General features: G+C 61.6%; 16 protein-coding genes. 5 read left to right on the top strand and 11 right to left on the bottom strand.

The features are described 5' to 3' along the window. Positions 1-57: 57 nt before the first annotated feature. The gene (sigG, locus tag NFR87_RS08140) at positions 58-828 is read left to right on the top strand and encodes an RNA polymerase sporulation sigma factor SigG (protein WP_251448817.1); all 771 of its coding nucleotides are present in this window, start codon (positions 58-60) and stop codon (positions 826-828) included. Positions 829-835: 7 nt separating this feature from the next. On the opposite strand, the gene rsmA is transcribed toward sigG, so the two are convergent. From rsmA to ilvA, 9 genes are all read right to left on the bottom strand, one after another. Further along, a complete protein-coding gene (gene rsmA / locus NFR87_RS08135; RefSeq protein ID WP_251448815.1) occupies positions 836-1,687 on the bottom strand; it encodes a 16S rRNA (adenine(1518)-N(6)/adenine(1519)-N(6))-dimethyltransferase RsmA in 852 nt (283 codons plus the stop codon). Positions 1,688-1,750: 63 nt separating this feature from the next. Beyond that, the gene (locus NFR87_RS08130; RefSeq protein WP_251448813.1) at positions 1,751-3,112 is read right to left on the bottom strand and encodes a DUF4179 domain-containing protein; all 1,362 of its coding nucleotides are present in this window, start codon (positions 3,110-3,112) and stop codon (positions 1,751-1,753) included. After that, entirely contained in the window at positions 3,109-3,576 is a 468-nt protein-coding gene (locus NFR87_RS08125) for a sigma-70 family RNA polymerase sigma factor (RefSeq protein ID WP_251448811.1), read from the bottom strand. The genes NFR87_RS08130 and NFR87_RS08125 overlap by 4 nt, the downstream gene beginning before the upstream one ends. Before the next feature lie 101 nt (positions 3,577-3,677). Next, complete coding sequence (locus NFR87_RS08120; protein WP_251448809.1) at positions 3,678-4,121, bottom strand: AraC family transcriptional regulator; 444 nt, start codon at positions 4,119-4,121, stop codon at positions 3,678-3,680. Beyond that, positions 4,118-5,365: a zinc ribbon domain-containing protein gene (locus NFR87_RS08115; RefSeq protein WP_251448807.1), complete on the bottom strand. Its 1,248-nt coding sequence runs from the start codon at positions 5,363-5,365 to the stop codon at positions 4,118-4,120. The genes NFR87_RS08120 and NFR87_RS08115 overlap by 4 nt, the downstream gene beginning before the upstream one ends. A gap of 99 nt (positions 5,366-5,464) precedes the next feature. Beyond that, positions 5,465-6,067, bottom strand: a complete 603-nt coding sequence (gene recR / locus NFR87_RS08110) for a recombination mediator RecR (RefSeq protein ID WP_251448805.1) — start codon at positions 6,065-6,067, stop codon at positions 5,465-5,467. A 39-nt stretch (positions 6,068-6,106) separates the two neighbouring features. Further along, complete coding sequence (locus tag NFR87_RS08105; protein ID WP_251448803.1) at positions 6,107-6,526, bottom strand: hypothetical protein; 420 nt, start codon at positions 6,524-6,526, stop codon at positions 6,107-6,109. 6 nt (positions 6,527-6,532) lie between these two features. Next, entirely contained in the window at positions 6,533-7,192 is a 660-nt protein-coding gene (gene rpe / locus NFR87_RS08100) for a ribulose-phosphate 3-epimerase (protein ID WP_251448801.1), read from the bottom strand. 243 nt (positions 7,193-7,435) lie between these two features. Next, positions 7,436-8,653: a threonine ammonia-lyase gene (ilvA, locus tag NFR87_RS08095; RefSeq protein WP_251448799.1), complete on the bottom strand. Its 1,218-nt coding sequence runs from the start codon at positions 8,651-8,653 to the stop codon at positions 7,436-7,438. Between the two features lie 146 nt (positions 8,654-8,799). On the opposite strand from ilvA, the gene NFR87_RS08090 reads away from it, so the two are divergent. The 4 genes from NFR87_RS08090 to NFR87_RS08075 are packed head-to-tail and all read left to right on the top strand — an operon-like array spanning position 8,800 to position 12,689. Beyond that, entirely contained in the window at positions 8,800-9,471 is a 672-nt protein-coding gene (locus NFR87_RS08090; RefSeq protein WP_251448797.1) for a 5-bromo-4-chloroindolyl phosphate hydrolysis family protein, read from the top strand. A gap of 36 nt (positions 9,472-9,507) precedes the next feature. Further along, positions 9,508-10,698, top strand: a complete 1,191-nt coding sequence (locus NFR87_RS08085) for a toxic anion resistance protein (protein WP_251448795.1) — start codon at positions 9,508-9,510, stop codon at positions 10,696-10,698. 20 nt (positions 10,699-10,718) lie between these two features. Further along, positions 10,719-11,738, top strand: a complete 1,020-nt coding sequence (locus tag NFR87_RS08080; protein ID WP_251448793.1) for a TPM domain-containing protein — start codon at positions 10,719-10,721, stop codon at positions 11,736-11,738. A 30-nt stretch (positions 11,739-11,768) separates the two neighbouring features. Further along, the gene (locus NFR87_RS08075) at positions 11,769-12,689 is read left to right on the top strand and encodes a DUF975 family protein (protein ID WP_251448791.1); all 921 of its coding nucleotides are present in this window, start codon (positions 11,769-11,771) and stop codon (positions 12,687-12,689) included. A 43-nt stretch (positions 12,690-12,732) separates the two neighbouring features. Here NFR87_RS08075 and NFR87_RS08070 read toward each other — a convergent pair whose 3' ends face one another. After that, positions 12,733-14,082: a DUF2812 domain-containing protein gene (locus NFR87_RS08070; RefSeq protein ID WP_251448789.1), complete on the bottom strand. Its 1,350-nt coding sequence runs from the start codon at positions 14,080-14,082 to the stop codon at positions 12,733-12,735. Beyond that, positions 14,079-14,402, bottom strand: a complete 324-nt coding sequence (locus NFR87_RS08065) for a PadR family transcriptional regulator (RefSeq protein WP_251448787.1) — start codon at positions 14,400-14,402, stop codon at positions 14,079-14,081. The genes NFR87_RS08070 and NFR87_RS08065 overlap by 4 nt, the downstream gene beginning before the upstream one ends. Between the last annotated feature and the right edge of the window lie 94 nt (positions 14,403-14,496).

Here is a 14,496-nt window from a genome sequence, read left to right as displayed (position 1 = left end):
GAAACCCCCTGCCCCGGAGATACTGAACTCAGTATTTTCGAGGCGGGGGGTTTCTTGATGCAAGGGAAAGTGGAGATATGCGGGGTCAATACCTCCAAGCTGAAGGTTCTGAAAAACGAGGAGACCATGGACTTGCTCCGCCGCACCAAGGAGGGGGACATGGCGGCCCGGGAAAAGCTCATCGCCGGGAACCTGCGGTTGGTGCTCTCGGTGATCCAGAAGTTTGACCGCCGGGGAGAGAACGTGGACGACCTGTTCCAGGTGGGATGTATCGGCCTTATTAAAGCCATCGACAATTTCAATATCGACCTGGACGTGCGCTTTTCCACCTACGGTGTGCCCATGATCGTGGGGGAGATCCGCCGCTACCTCCGGGACAACAGCGCCATGCGGGTCTCCCGCTCCATGCGGGACACGGCCTATAAGGTCTTGCAGGCCAAGGAGAAGTTCATGTCTCAGCACCAGAAGGAGCCCTCCATTGAGGAGATCGCCAAAATGCTGGACGAGCGGCGGGAGGACGTGGTTTTTGCCCTGGAGGCCATCACCGATCCGGTGAGCCTTTACGAGCCGGTCTACTCCGACAGCGGGGACGCGGTGACCGTGATGGATCAGGTGCGGGACATCAAAAATACGGACGAGAAGTGGCTGGATCACATCGCCCTCCAGGACGCGGTGGACAAGCTCCCCGAGCGGGAGAAGCGGATATTGGCCCTGCGGTTCTTCCAGGGCAAGACCCAGATGGAGGTCTCTGCCGAGGTGGGCATCTCCCAGGCCCAGGTGTCAAGACTGGAAAAAAGCGCCCTGGAGCAGATCAGAAAGAGCCTGTGAGCATCGCTCACAGGCTCTTTTTGATCTCATCCGCCAGCCGGGCGAACTCCGGGATGCCAAGCCGCTCTCCCCGAATGTCGGCGGGAAGGCCCGCCTGGGCGATGCACTGGGCCAGGGCCTCCTTGGAGAGGGGGAAGGCGGCGGAAAGGGCGTTGAGGAGGGTCTTGCGCCGGAGGGCGAAGGCGGCGCGGACTACCTGGAAAAAGAGGGCGGGGTCATGGACACATTCCGGCGGGGGACAGGGGGTGAGCCGCACGACCGCGGAGGTCACTTTGGGGGCGGGCAGGAAGCACTCTCTGGGCACTTCGAAGAGGAGAGCTGTTTTGGCATAGTATTGGCACAGAAGGGAGAAGGCGCCGTAGTCCTTGGAGCCGGGAGCGGCGCAGACCCGCTGGGCCACTTCCTTTTGTATCATCACTGTGATGGCGGAGAAAAGGCCGCTTTCCAGCAGAAGGGTGAGCACTGGGGTGGTGATGTTGTAGGGCAGGTTGGCGCAGACCATGGCGGTAAGCCCCGGAAACTGCGCCTCCACAAGGGCGGGAAGATCCAGCTTCATCACGTCTCCGGGGATGACGGTCACATTGCCGAAGCCGGAGAGGGTCTCGGTCAAAATGGGAAGCAGCGCCGTGTCCAGCTCCACCGCCGCCACCCTGTCCGCCCTTTGCGCCAGCTGTGCGGTGAGCGGCCCGATCCCGGGGCCGATCTCCAGTACGCCCGCGCCGGGGCCTGCCCCGGAGGCGTCGGCGATGTCCCGGGGCACCCATTCTTCAATGAGAAAATTCTGCCCCAGCGACTTGGAAAAATGGAACCCATGCCGGGACAAAAGCGCTTTGATCTCGTTGATATTGCAGAGATTCACGGTGACCACATCCTTCAGGAGCTTTCAACCAGTATATCATGCCCCCGGCCCCGGGGCAAGAGCTCATTTGATCTCCAGGGTCACCTCCGGGTCAAGCTCTGCGGTGCGGGTGCGGGAGAGCTTCAGCTCCACGGTATCGAAGGAATAGTCGGGCAGAATGATATATTGCTCTTCATACTCCTGCCCATCATCGTCGGTAAGGCGGGAGTGGCCCCCGGAGGTGATGGTCAGGTCGCGGCCCTCCGGATCCCGGTAGTCCCAGGAGAACAGCTGTCCGTTTCCGTGGCCGGGGGAAGAGAAGGAGAGGGCTACGTCCCCGTTCGGCTCCCGCCGGGCAGAGACCAGCTCCACCCCGTCGGGAAGCCCCTGCGTGGCGCCTTTGTCCAGGTCGACGCGCACCCAGGCCCTGTCCTTGTCCAGCCAGTCGGCCCCGGTGATGTGGAGGGTGTAGGGAGGCTTTCCGGTAAAGTGGGGGCTTTCCAGATAGTAGACCACCACACCCTCCTCGCCGGTGCCGGAGGAGATGAGGTTGCTGCCGGAGCTGGCCCGGCTGCCAGGCCCGTAACGGTTGCCGCCGGCGTCGGAGAGATAAAAGTCCAGGCCTTTGCACCAGGCGGTGTTGGCCTCGTCGGAGACCACGGTCAGCCGGGCGTGGGTGGGGTTGATCTCCAGAGAACGGATCAAAAGTCGTTGGCCGTCCACCGTCACCCACTGCTCAATGGGGAGGGTCCTGCCGGGAGCGGTGAACCGCGGATCCAGAATCAGGTCAAAGGTGAATCGGGCGATGACCTCCGGCTCCCTATGGGTCTCGGGGTCGTGAGCGGAGGAGTCCGCCGGAGCCACGCCGGTGCGCTCCCTGTGGCCTGTCACCCTGCAGGTCAGCTTCAGGGCCTCAGGGGCCCGGAAGCCCTCGTTGAAGGTGACGCCGAAGTCGGAGAGCTCACCGGGCAGGGACATGGCGCTGGTGATGCCATAGCCCTCCAGTTCCTCCCCGTCGGGGCCGGAGATGCTGGGGTAGACATGGAAGCTGTCATAGTCGCCTCCGTCCACGGTGAAGAAGAAGTGGAGCTGAGTGGGGTCAAAGATAAGATATTCCATCTTCAGGGTGATACCGTCTGCCGTCTGGATCTGGCCGATGAGCTGGACGTAATCGTTCTCCACCGCCGTCTTCAGGCTGGGGGAGAAGGCTACGGCGGCGGTGAGCTCCCGGAGGCCGGGGATCCTGGCGCAGGCCATGGCAAAGGGGACGGAGGTATTTACCAGCAGCACAAAGGCGGCGGCCACGCCCCCCAGGGAGGCCAGGGAGGTTCCCCAGCCCCGGTGGCGCCGGGAGCGCTTTTGGGCCTTTGCGACGCAGTCCTCCAGGGCGGCGGGAGTCGCCTCCAGTTGGGCGAGAAGGGCCTGATATTCCTCGTTTCGATTCATGTGTCATCCTCCTCCAAGGTAAGACGCAGAAGGGACAGCCCCTTCCGCTGGCGGGTGGATACAGTGCCGGGAGGCACATCTAAGGCGCGGGCGGTCTCAGCCAGGGTGAGGCCGGTGAAGTAGCGCAGCACGATCACCGCCCGGATATCCTGGGGCAGACGCTCCACCGCCTCCTTGAGAGGCAGGGCGTCAAATTCCTCCGCCGCCGTTTCCGGAAGTTCTTCCACCGCCGTCTCCCGTTTCCGCCGCCGCAGTTCCTGGTTGCATACATTGATGAGGATCCGGGTGAGCCAGGTGGCGAAAAACTGAGGTTCCCTCAGCTTCTTTCGTGCCAGAAAGCCTTTATAGACCGCCTCGTCCACCGCGTCTACGGCGGCGGAGTCGCTTCCCAGATAGAGCAGGGCGGTGCGGTAGAGCCGGGCCTTCAAGGCCTCAGCCTGCCGCACAAATTCCGATTCTCCCATGTCCCCCGCCTCCTTTCTTCACCCATTAGACGTTTGAGGGGGAGGTTTTCATTTCCCAAAGAGAAAAAATTTTGGGGGCGGCTTTCACCGCCCCCAAATTGTTATTTCACCGCGATATACAGGTAGCAGTGGCATTTGCCGTCCTTGGCGTACTCCGCCGGAACGGTGCTCTCGTAGTCCTCGGTATAAGCCCGGTGGAGGGAGGCGTCTCCCCAAACCTGTTTCCAGGCGGCCTGGGCGCAGGAAGTCAGGTCATCGCCTTCCGCCTCATACTTGCGGTATAGGCCGGAGGCCGCCTTTGCGTCCATTTCGGCAAAAAAGCCGGCGGAGACGGTCAGGATGGTCAGATCATAGGCTCCCGCCTGGCCGTTTTCATACTTGCTGTACCGGGAGATGGGAGAGAGTCCCGGCTGGAAAACGCCCTGGCTGTCAAAGAGCAGGGGGATCTTACCGCTTTGCACATCCTCCCAGAGTTGGCCGATGGCCGCCATGCCCTGGGGGCTGTTGTCGGCGCGGAGGGTCACGGCGGAAAGTCTGTAGCTCATTTTGCCTCTCTCCGCCACCGCAGCAGTTGGGGGAAAAACGTCCTCATATGCTCCTTGGCGTCCTCCTCGGTCATGCCGGGGCTGGCCTGGGCCATCATGGGGGCGCAGAAGTCGATCATCTGCTCCATGGTCATCTCCCCGGTGAATTTGCCCTTATCGTAGCAGTATTTGCAATAGTGGGGACTGGCGGAGCCGTCAGCTTCAGTCCCCCGAAGGTCGGGGGCGGTGAGGGGCATGGCGCAGGACTGGCAGAAGGGTGTGGTCTCTTTGTTCATGGTGGCGTCCTCCTTTAGAAAAGATGCCCCCATGATAGCACCTAAATTCTGACACCCTATGTCAGGGTTTTCGCAGCGAAAAATAATTTGCCGTGCCAGCTCCGCCAAAGCATATCTGATCCGTTCCGGCTCCAATACCTCCATAAGTGGCCCAAAGGAGAGAAGATAGCCGTAGACCCAGTTGTCCTCCGGGAACTCCGCCTCCACCCGGAAAGAACCGTCGGCCAGCGCGGTGACCTGCGCCGGATCGAACTCATCATAGACCCGAAAGGCCAGGGCGGGGGAGAAGCGGAGCGTCAGCTTGACATTGGGCCAGGTAGGGGCGATTTTGTTGTCGATGGGCGGGGGAGCGAGAGGGGTGGGGAAGGTGCGCTGGGTGACGGTAAGCTCCCGGATGCGGGAGAGCTTAAAGGTGCGATAGTTTTGCCTGTCAAGGCAAAAGGCTTGCAGGTACCAGGATTGCCCCTTAAACACCAGCTTGGCAGGAAGTGCCCGCCGCACAGTGGGTTCCCCGTAGGAGCCTGCATATGTAAAGGTAATTACCTTGTGGGATAATATGGCCTCCCGCAGGGCGCCGAAGGTGAGGCGGTCACCCTCCCCGCCGCCCCAGTGGGACAGATCCACCTCCAGCCAGTGGGGCTGGGAGCGCTGAAAGAGGCCGGAGAGCTTGTCTAGGGCCTCATTGGCCCCCAGGCCGGGATTTCCCGCCAGAGAGCGCAGGGCGGTGAGGAGCTGGGTCTGCTCCTCCTCAGAGAAAGCGGCCTTGCTGAGCACATAGTGCTCCATCAGGGCCACGCCGCCGTTGCGCCCGGGCTGGGTGTAGATGGGGACGCCGGCGGCGGAGAGGGCGTCCACGTCCCGGTAAATGGTGCGCACCGACACCTCGAACCGCTTTGCCAGCTCTGGCGCGGACATTTTTCCCTTTTCCAGCAGCAGATAGACCAGCTCAAACAGCCGTGCCTGGGACATGGGCTTGGACTCCTTTCTCCAAAAAAACGGGCCGATAAGGCCCGCCCCCGCAGCACAGGCGAAAACCCGGCGGAGGCGGATCTCATCCGCCCGAAAGCGTTACATCTCTCTCCGGCCTTCCAGAGCGCGGGTCAGGGTGGCGTCGTCGGCGAACTCCAGCTGCCCGCCCACGGGTACGCCGTAGGCCAGCCGGGTCACCCGCACCCCGAAGGGCTTGAGCAGCCGGGACAGGTAGATGGCGGTGGCCTCCCCCTCGGTGGTGGGGTTGGTGGCCATGATGACCTCGTGCACTCCTCCGGCGGACACCCGCTCCACCAGCTCCTTGATGTGCAGGTCGTCAGGCCCCACATGGTTCATGGGGGAGATGACGCCGTGGAGCACATGGTAGCGCCCGTTATACTCCCGGGACCGTTCCAGGGCCGCCACATCCTTGGGGTCGGCCACCACGCAGACGGTGGACTCGTCCCGCTTGGAACTCTGGCAGATGGGGCACAGGCCCTCCCCCTCGGTGAAGCTTTGGCACACCGGGCACAGGGAGATGGTCCTCTTGGCGGTGACGATGGCCTCGGCGAAGGCTCGGGCCTCCTCGTCGGGAAGCCCCAGCACGAAAAAGCTGAGCCGCTGGGCGGACTTTTTGCCCACCCCTGGCAATCGGGCGAACTGCTCGGTCAGAGCCTCCAGGGCCGGAGGGAAGTATTCCATAGGAGTATACCTCATTTCGTAAAGAGCGGCCGAAGGAGATCATCCGATCCACTCAAATTCTATATAATCTACATATGCGTCCAGGATTACCCCGTTGTCCGCCCACAGCTTTGTGATGATGGAGCAGTAGCCCACATTGTGATATAGATATTCCAAGTGGCCTGCGAATGCAAATAGCTGAGAGTTGTCCAAAAGGCGGTAATAGCCATCTTTTCGTGAGAATCTTCGGGGTTTTCTCCACTTATAGACGGAAAAAGTCTCCTCATCTGTCAAATGGTACCGTATGATCAATGACTTGGCGTTTGGATGGATGGCCTGTATGGAATCGTGGGCGGAAATGTTGTCCTCAAAGACGAAAATGAGAGTTTGGTCCTTCATCTGGATGTCTTTGATCACGCAATCGTGGGGCACAGGTATGGTTGGTAAAGTTTCTTTGTTCAGATAATAGATCTCTTTCATGGACCTTTACCCTCTCGCGTCTCCACGCAGCGCCGCAATGGCGGCGGGGATATCCTTTGCGCCGTAAACTGCGCTGCCGGCCACCAATACGTCGGCCCCGGCCTGGCGGCAGAGCTTGGCGGTCTCGGCGTTCACGCCGCCGTCCACCTCCAAAAGGCAGCCGGGAGAGTATTTTTCGATATAGGAGCGGATGGCGGCGAGCTTGGGCAGCTGGTCGGCCATAAAGGACTGGCCGCCGAAGCCCGGCTCCACCGTCATCACCAGAACCAGGTCAAGCCCCCGTTCCAGATAGGGGATCACCGCCTCGGCGGCGGTGATGGGCCGCAAAACGACCCCTCTCTTTACCCCCAGGGTCTCCATCTCGTCCAGGGCGGCGTGGAGCGCGGGAGGCATGTCCGCCTCCAGGTGGACGGAGAGCAGATCGGCCCCTGCGTCGGCGAAGGCCCTTATATAGCGGCCGGGCTTTTCCACCATCAGGTGGACGTCCAGGAACATGTCGGTGTGGGCGCGGATGGACTTCACCACGGGCACGCCGATGGAGATGTTGGGGACGAACATGCCGTCCATCACATCCACATGGAGCCAGTCGGCGGAGGAGACCTTTTGGATGTCCTCTCCCAGGCGGCAAAAATCGGCGGAGAGGATAGAGGGGGCGATTTTGACCATGGGACACCGTCCTTTCATAAGAGAAGATCCTTGCGGGCGTGGGAGGGCCTTTCTTGTCTTTTCGCAACAGCGGCACCGGGGGCTTGACTTCGTCATAGGATAAACCAAGCGGATGCCCGACGCGCTAACGCCGGCCTCCCCCAGCTGTGAGCGACCCACGGCGCCGGCATCGGCGCTTTGGCGCGCCGGCGCCGCATCATATAGCCCCCGGTCGGAATCATCCGGCCGGGGGTATTGGTTTTCTTAATAGACCTCCCCGGTGGAGACCTCCACCGCGTCGTAGCCCTCTTTGCGCAGTGCGGAGAGGATCTGGGCCTTGTGCTCCAGGCCGAAGGCCTCCAGGGTGACCTTCAGCTCTACCCCCGCCTGCCGGTTCAGGTTGACGAACTGGTTATGCTCCAGCTTGATGGTGTTGCCGTTCTCCCGGGCCAGGATCTCCGCCACGTGGAGCAGCTCGCCGGGCCGGTCGGGGAGGATAACGGAGAAGGTGAAGATGCGCCCCCGGCCCATGAGTCCGTGCTGGACAAGGGAGGAGACGGTGATCACGTCCATATTGCCCCCGGAGAGGACGCTGACCACGTTTTTGCCCTCGGGCTTCAGGTGCTTAAGGGCGGCCACGGTGAGCAGGCCCGCGTTTTCCACGATCATCTTGTGCTTTTCCATCATGTCCAGGAAGGCGTCCACCAGCTCCACATCGTCAATGGTGAGGATCTGGTCGATGTTCTCCTGGATATAGGGGAAGACCAGCTCGCCGGGGGTCTTCACCGCCACGCCGTCGGCGATGGTGTCCACCTTGGGCAGTGTGGCGATGTGCCCTGCGTCCAGGCTGGCCTTCATAGAGGCCGCCCCCGTGGGCTCCACGCCAATGACGGTGACCTTGGGATTGAGGAGCTTGGCCAGGGTGGACACGCCTGCGGCCAGTCCGCCGCCGCCGATGGGAACCAGTATCACGTCCACATCGGGCAGATCGGAGAAAATTTCATAGGAGATGGTGCCCTGACCGGTGGCCACGGTGAGGTCGTTGAAGGGGGGGATGTAGGTGTAGCCCTTCTCCTCCACCAGCCGCAGGGCCTCCGCCGCCGCGTCGTCAAAAGTCTCGCCGTAGAGAATGACGTCGGCGCCGTAGTCCTTGGTGTTGTTCACCTTCACCAGGGGGGTGGTGGTGGGCATGACGATGTGGGCCTCCACGCCGGCGGCCTGGGCGGCAAAGGCCACGCCCTGGGCGTGGTTGCCCGCCGAGGCGGTGATGAGGCCCTTTGCCTTCTGCTCGTCGGTGAGGGTGCTGATCTTGAAGTAAGCTCCCCGGAGCTTATAGGCGCCGGTGATCTGCATGTTCTCCGGCTTCAGGTAGACCTGATTCCCCGTGGCCTTGCTCAGGGCGGGGGAGGGGATAAGGTGGGTGTCGGCGATGACGCCGTCCAGCACCTTCCGCGCGGCCTTGAAATCTTCCAATGTCATCATGGAACCATCTTCTTTCTGGGGAGTGAAGTACGTAGAAATTTATGATACCGTTTTTTGGCGGAGAAGTCAACCATTCCTTGACATGGAAGGCTCAAACGGGTAGAATACCTTTAACTGGTTCCGTGTATGAAAAAGGAGGAGACGCTGTGGCGAAACAAGTGAAACGCTCTCCCGCCCCGCTCTATTTGGCGGCGGCAGTGTGGTTGGTCTGGGGGCTTTTCCTGCCGCTGTATCGGCTGCCCCACATCCTGGCGGCCGCGGTGCTCTCCGCCGTGGCGGGCCTGATCGGGAAGAGCCTGTTCCCCGATAAGATCTATGAGATCCCGGAGCAGGCGAAGCCCCAAGAGCCGGAGAAGCCCAAGAGCACCGGAGATCCGGAGCTGGACGCCCTCCTCGCCGAGCGGGACAGGGCCCTGTCCGAGATACGCCGCCTGAACGACGCCATCCCCGGGGAGAAGATCTCCGCCCAGATCGACCGCTTGGAGGAGGACACCCGGAAGATCATGGATCATGTGGTGGAGCACCCGGAAAAACTGCCTCAGATCAAACGGTTCATGGGCTATTATCTGCCCACCACCCTCAAGCTCCTCAACGCCTATGACCGTATGGGCGCGGCGGGGGTGTCCGGGGAGAACATCGACGGCACAAAGGGGCGGATCGACGCCATGATGGACACCATCGTCGCCGCCTTCGACAAGCAGCTGGACGCCCTTTTTGCCGACGAGGCGCTGGATATCTCCACCGACATCACCGTGATGGAAAACCTCCTCAAGCAGGAGGGTCTCAGCGAGGAAAAGCCCTTTGCCGCCAACGGCTGACAACATAACCTACCAAACAACAGGAGGAACAAGACAATGAGCGATGAGCTGAATATGACCCCCGAGCTGACCCTGACCCCCAATACCGATACCGCTGTGGCGGCGGCTCCCGCCCCTGAACTTACCCTGGATCCCATGGCCGCCGAGAAGCAGGTCACTGAGGCCGACCAGGCCGCCCGGGACGCCAAGGCGGTGAAGCTGGACGAATCCATGCTCTCCGAGGCGGAGCAGAAAATGGTGGCCGACTTCGCCGAGAAGATCGACATCAAGGACTCCAACCTGGTGCTCCAGTATGGCGCCGCTGCCCAGAAGAACATCGCCGGTTTCTCCGAAAGCGCCCTTTCCAAGGTGCGCACCAAGGATCTGGGCGAGGTGGGCGACGCGCTGGCCGGCCTGGTGGGGGAGCTGCAAAACTTCGGCCAGGAGGAGAAGAAGGGTGTGCTGGGTTTCTTCCAAAAGAAGAAGAATGACATCGCCGCCATGAAGGCGCAGTACTCCAAGGCGGAGACCAATGTGAACAAGATCGTGGAGGTCTTGGAGGGGCACCAGCTCACCCTGATGAAGGACGTGGCCATGCTGGATCAGATGTATGAGCTCAACACCAAGTACTATAAGGAGCTGACCATGTACATTCTGGCGGGGAAGAAGAAGCTGGCGGCTGTCCGCGCCGGGGAGCTGGAGCAGCTGCGCCAGAAGGCCCAGCAGACCGGCGCCCAGGAGGACGCCCAGGCCTACAACGACCTTGCCAATATGTGCTCCCGGTTTGAGAAGAAGCTCCACGACCTGGAGCTGACGCGGATGGTCTCCATCCAAATGGGCCCCCAGGTGCGGCTCATCCAAAATAACGACGCGTTGATGCTGGAGAAGATCCAGTCCTCTCTGGTCAACACCATCCCCCTCTGGAAGAGCCAGATGGTGCTGGCCCTGGGCATGGAGAACTCCCGTCAGGCCACCGCCGCCCAGAGCGCGGTGACGAAGATGACCAATGAGCTGCTCCAGAAGAACGCCGACGCTTTGAAGATGGGCACCATTGAGACCGCCCGGGAGGCGGAGAAGAGCGTGGTGAGCATCGAGACCCTCCAGCACACCAACCAGCAGCTCATCTCCACCCTGGACGAGATGGTGAAGATCCAGACCGAAGGGGCCCAGAAGCGGAAAGAGGCCGAGGCCGAGCTGGGGAGGATCGAGGGCGAGCTGAAGGAGAAGCTGTTGGAGCTTCGGGGCTGAGCGTCTGAAAGGAAACGGGTATGAAAAAGGACAACAAGTCTTATCTTGTGGGCTGGGTGGTGCTGGTGCTCGCCATCGCCGCGGCCCTGCTTCTGGGTCAGGTCCGGAAGCCCTCCGGGGGCGTCAGCCTGGAACAGTCCTCAGGTCTGAATACCAAGCTGGATACCTCCTATGTAGAGCAGTTCATTTACGACAAGGCCGGAGTGCTGAACTCCGGCACGGAGGATCTGCTGGCCCTCTATAACGCCAACTGGGATGAGCGGTACAACAGCATCGTGGCCTTCATCAGCGAGGATTCTGTTTCCGGCGATCCGGAGGAGTACGCCTACGACCTGGCGGCGGACTATGGCCTGGGAGAGGGAGACGCCCTTCTTCTGGTGATAAAGGACACCGACAACTTCCGGTTTGTCTGGGGCGCTGAGTTTGACAGTATCATGAATGGGAAAGCCCTGGATTCTCTGGGTGAAACCATGTCTACCGAGGATTGGGAGCATGATGTGAGCGCCTTTTTCGGCGTGATGGACACCATCTACCGGGACAATTTCGGCTTAGGCAATGACGATCATCATTATGAGGATGGCCCCTCCTTCGCCAGCGGCATTGCCGCCATGTGGATCGTGTGGCTTCTGGGCTTTGTGCTCATCATATACCTGGTTCTCTCTGCCATCGACCGCTCCCGCTACAACGCCTACCGGGCCCAGTATTATGGGGTGGCCAACCCGCCGGTGGTGTTCCGGCCCATCTTCTTCTGGCACGGCCCCCGCTACGGCTGGTACACCCGCCACTGGCACGCCCCGCCGCCCCCGCCTCCGCCCAGAGGCCCCCGGGGGCCCTCCGGCGGCAGTTTTGGCGGTACCTCCCGTCCCTCCGGCGGCTTCGGCGGCGCGGGCGCCCGGCCCAGCCGGGGCAGCGGCTTCAGCGGCGGCGGCAGCTTCGGCGGGAGCCGTGGGGGAGGCTTTTCCCGCGGCGGTTCCTTCGGCGGCTCCAGAGGGGGCGGCTTCGGCGGCTCCCGTGGCGGCGGCTTCGGCGGCCGGCGCTAAGGTTTTCCGGATAGAAAAGGGGAGAGAGAAATGTATTTTAACCGCTATGAGGCGAAGCTGGCCGCCAAGGCCAGCATGAAGCAGGCCCAGCCCTCCTATATGGTCGTCATGCTGGTCTACCTGCTGCTGACCACGGGACTGACCCAACTGGTCATGAGCCTGGTGGGGGTGCCCTGGGCCAGCGCCATGACCTATCTCCAGCAGGGCTACACACCTGAGAAGGTCTTTGACTATGTGATCCTCCAGCAGATGGATCGGGTGGCCATCGCCGGTGGGGCGGAGCTCCTTTTGGATCTGTTCTGCGCGGTGGTGGAGTTCGGCCTCATCTCCTATACCCTCCGCCTGGCCCGGAACGAGGGCTCCGGCATTGCCAACCTCTTCGACGGCTTCGCCAAGGCGGGCCGGGTGATCTGGCTGAATATTCTGACCGCTCTGCTGGTCTTCCTGTGGACGGCTCTGCTCACCGTGCCCGCCTTTGCCATCCTCGTTGCGGTGATCCTGTCGGAGGCAGACCTGAGCGTTCTCATGCTGCTCTATTTCGCCCTGATCTTCGGCGCTGTGGCCTTGGGCATCTGGGTGGCCTACCGCTACCATCTGACCTGCTATATCCTGCTGGACGACCCCAACTGCACTGCCCGGCAGTCTCTGCGCCTGAGTAAGACCTACATGAAGGGCCACAAGGGAGAGGCCGTGATACTGGATCTCTCCTTTTTCGGTTGGGCCATGCTGGCGGGCCTTCTTCAGAGCGGCTTCATGGCCATTGGCCTTGGGGTCGTGGGCATCATCGCCTCCGGGGTGTTCCAGCTGTGGCTCACCCCCTATGTCCTCACCACCCGGGCCAATTTCTACAACTATGTGATCGGCCTCAACGGCGGCGGCATTCGCCCCTCCGGCAGCTATGCCGGGCCGGACTACGAGTATCACAGCAACGATGGCCCCACGCCCTTTTAAGGGAACAAAAAAGCCCCCGACGGTCTGCCGTCGGGGGCTTTTTTTATTCTATTTGCGCCAGCCAATCCAGAATGGGGGCCAAGACCTCCTCGTCGGTGGTGCCTGGGATCACTCTATAGCACTCCACCGTCACCTGGGTCGTCCCCCGGCGGAGGAGGAAGCCCCGGGTGGTCTCCTGGGCCTTGCGCACCTCCATGGCGTATTCATAGATGTCCAGGTGGGATGCGCCGGCATAGTCCGGGATGTCCTCTTCAGCCGCCGGGCCCCGCCGCCAGATTCCCTCCAGCCCCGGTACGGGCTCCAGCCCCTCCGGGACAGGCCCAAAGGCCCAGTCCGCCAGAGAAGGGGAGGCCCAGGCCTGGGCGGAGAAATAGAAGTACAGCCGCTCTGAGTCGGAGAGCTTGATATCCTCGCTCCAGTGGGCTTGACTGCCCAGCGGGGTGTCGGAGCGCCGGCCCTCGTTGACCCGATGGGCGTCGCTGTGGACGGGGACGGCCGGGATGCGGCCGGAAAAGCTCTCCCGCACAGGGCCGTTGAGCAGGATGCAGGCGGCGGCGAGAGGGGCGATGAAAAGGGCGCGCTTGCCCCGCCGCTGGCGGATGGGGTCGTCATAGGTATAGATACAGATGAAGGCTCCGATCATAATGCCGACCGCCCAGCCCAGGTTCAGGAAGTGGTTGAGCAGGGCGTCTGGGAAGAGCAGAAGAGCGATGGCAGCCTCGGAAAGCAGGCCCAAAGCCCGGACAAGCCCCCAGCCTCGAATGGCCTTACTTCCTGCTGTGGGCGGCTCCAGACCCATTCGGATAGCTTCCCGCCATTGTCTCAGCCGCCAGAACAGATAGAGGAAATAGGCCGCCCCGCCAAGGCACCACAGGGGGAAGAAAAGAAAGATGGCGGAGAAGACCAGACTGGAGGAGAGCAGGCTGGGCAGGAGCCGCTCTTGAGCCAGCTGGAAGGCGCCGGGAGAGCTGTAGAACCCGGACAGGATGAACCAGCAAAAGGCCAGAAGGACGGCCATTGCCAGCGTAGTGAGGAGCATAGACCGAAGGGCCTTTTTGCGGAACCGCTGGTATTCCAGCTCAGGATCGGTTTGAATGGGGAGGGGATGGGCGTCCGGTTTGGAGACGTAGATATTCAGGTAACTTGCCCGTTCCACCCACTCCCACCCGGCGTCGGAGAGGAGCTGGGCGTAGTCCTTGGGATCCTTGGCGTTACTCCAGTCCAGGAAGTAGGTGGGCGTGTCGGGCCGCTCAATGCGCCGCAGCTTGGCGAAGGGGCCCATGATCTCCACCAGCTCCCACCCCTCCCGGGCCCAGGTGTTGAGGGTGTCCTGGGCGGCCTTGTAGTCCACGTTTAAGTAGGAAAAGTATCTCCAGCGGGTGTCTCTCATCATGGTTCCTCCTTATCCAGCAGTGTTGCGCCGTCAGCCAGCTGTCGGCCCAGACGGCGGTACTCCTCTTGCAGTGTGCGCCGGCCCTCGTCAGAGAGAATATAGTATTTTCGCCCCTCCTGTGTGCCATTAAAAAAGATGAGCTTTTCCTCCTCGAACCGGGCCAGCAGGGCGTAGAGGGTGCCCGCCCCCACCGCTACCCGGCCTTGGGTGAGCTTGTCCACGTACTGCATAATGCCGTAGCCGTGGCGGGGCTCCGCCCAGAGGGCGAGCAGGACGTAGTACATCTGCTCGGTCAGAGTCTCCAGTTTTTTCCGCGACACATCCTCACCTCCGGGTATATCGATTATCGGTATACTCATCATATATCAATATTCGATATATGTCAATAGAAAAAAGCCGCGGCCAGATTCCTGG

This window comes from Vermiculatibacterium agrestimuris (genome assembly GCF_943193085.1).
Classification (GTDB): domain Bacteria; phylum Bacillota; class Clostridia; order Oscillospirales; family Oscillospiraceae; genus Vermiculatibacterium; species Vermiculatibacterium agrestimuris.
Note: the sequence above shows the minus strand (reverse complement) of the source record. Positions and strands in the feature narration are given on the sequence as shown.

Excerpts from the sequence above, each read along its gene's own strand:
- sigG (WP_251448817.1), top strand. The coding sequence starts at position 58 with ATGCAAGGGAAAGTGGAGATATGCGGGGTCAATACCTCCAAGCTGAAG.
- NFR87_RS08130 (WP_251448813.1), bottom strand. The coding sequence starts at position 3,112 with ATGAATCGAAACGAGGAATATCAGGCCCTTCTCGCCCAACTGGAGGCG.
- NFR87_RS08125 (WP_251448811.1), bottom strand. The coding sequence starts at position 3,576 with ATGGGAGAATCGGAATTTGTGCGGCAGGCTGAGGCCTTGAAGGCCCGG.
- NFR87_RS08120 (WP_251448809.1), bottom strand. The coding sequence starts at position 4,121 with ATGAGCTACAGACTTTCCGCCGTGACCCTCCGCGCCGACAACAGCCCC.
- NFR87_RS08115 (WP_251448807.1), bottom strand. The coding sequence starts at position 5,365 with ATGTCCCAGGCACGGCTGTTTGAGCTGGTCTATCTGCTGCTGGAAAAG.
- recR (WP_251448805.1), bottom strand. The coding sequence starts at position 6,067 with ATGGAATACTTCCCTCCGGCCCTGGAGGCTCTGACCGAGCAGTTCGCC.
- NFR87_RS08105 (WP_251448803.1), bottom strand. The coding sequence starts at position 6,526 with ATGAAAGAGATCTATTATCTGAACAAAGAAACTTTACCAACCATACCT.
- rpe (WP_251448801.1), bottom strand. The coding sequence starts at position 7,192 with ATGGTCAAAATCGCCCCCTCTATCCTCTCCGCCGATTTTTGCCGCCTG.
- ilvA (WP_251448799.1), bottom strand. The coding sequence starts at position 8,653 with ATGATGACATTGGAAGATTTCAAGGCCGCGCGGAAGGTGCTGGACGGC.
- NFR87_RS08085 (WP_251448795.1), top strand. The coding sequence starts at position 9,508 with ATGAGCGATGAGCTGAATATGACCCCCGAGCTGACCCTGACCCCCAAT.
- NFR87_RS08080 (WP_251448793.1), top strand. The coding sequence starts at position 10,719 with ATGAAAAAGGACAACAAGTCTTATCTTGTGGGCTGGGTGGTGCTGGTG.
- NFR87_RS08075 (WP_251448791.1), top strand. The coding sequence starts at position 11,769 with ATGTATTTTAACCGCTATGAGGCGAAGCTGGCCGCCAAGGCCAGCATG.
- NFR87_RS08070 (WP_251448789.1), bottom strand. The coding sequence starts at position 14,082 with ATGATGAGAGACACCCGCTGGAGATACTTTTCCTACTTAAACGTGGAC.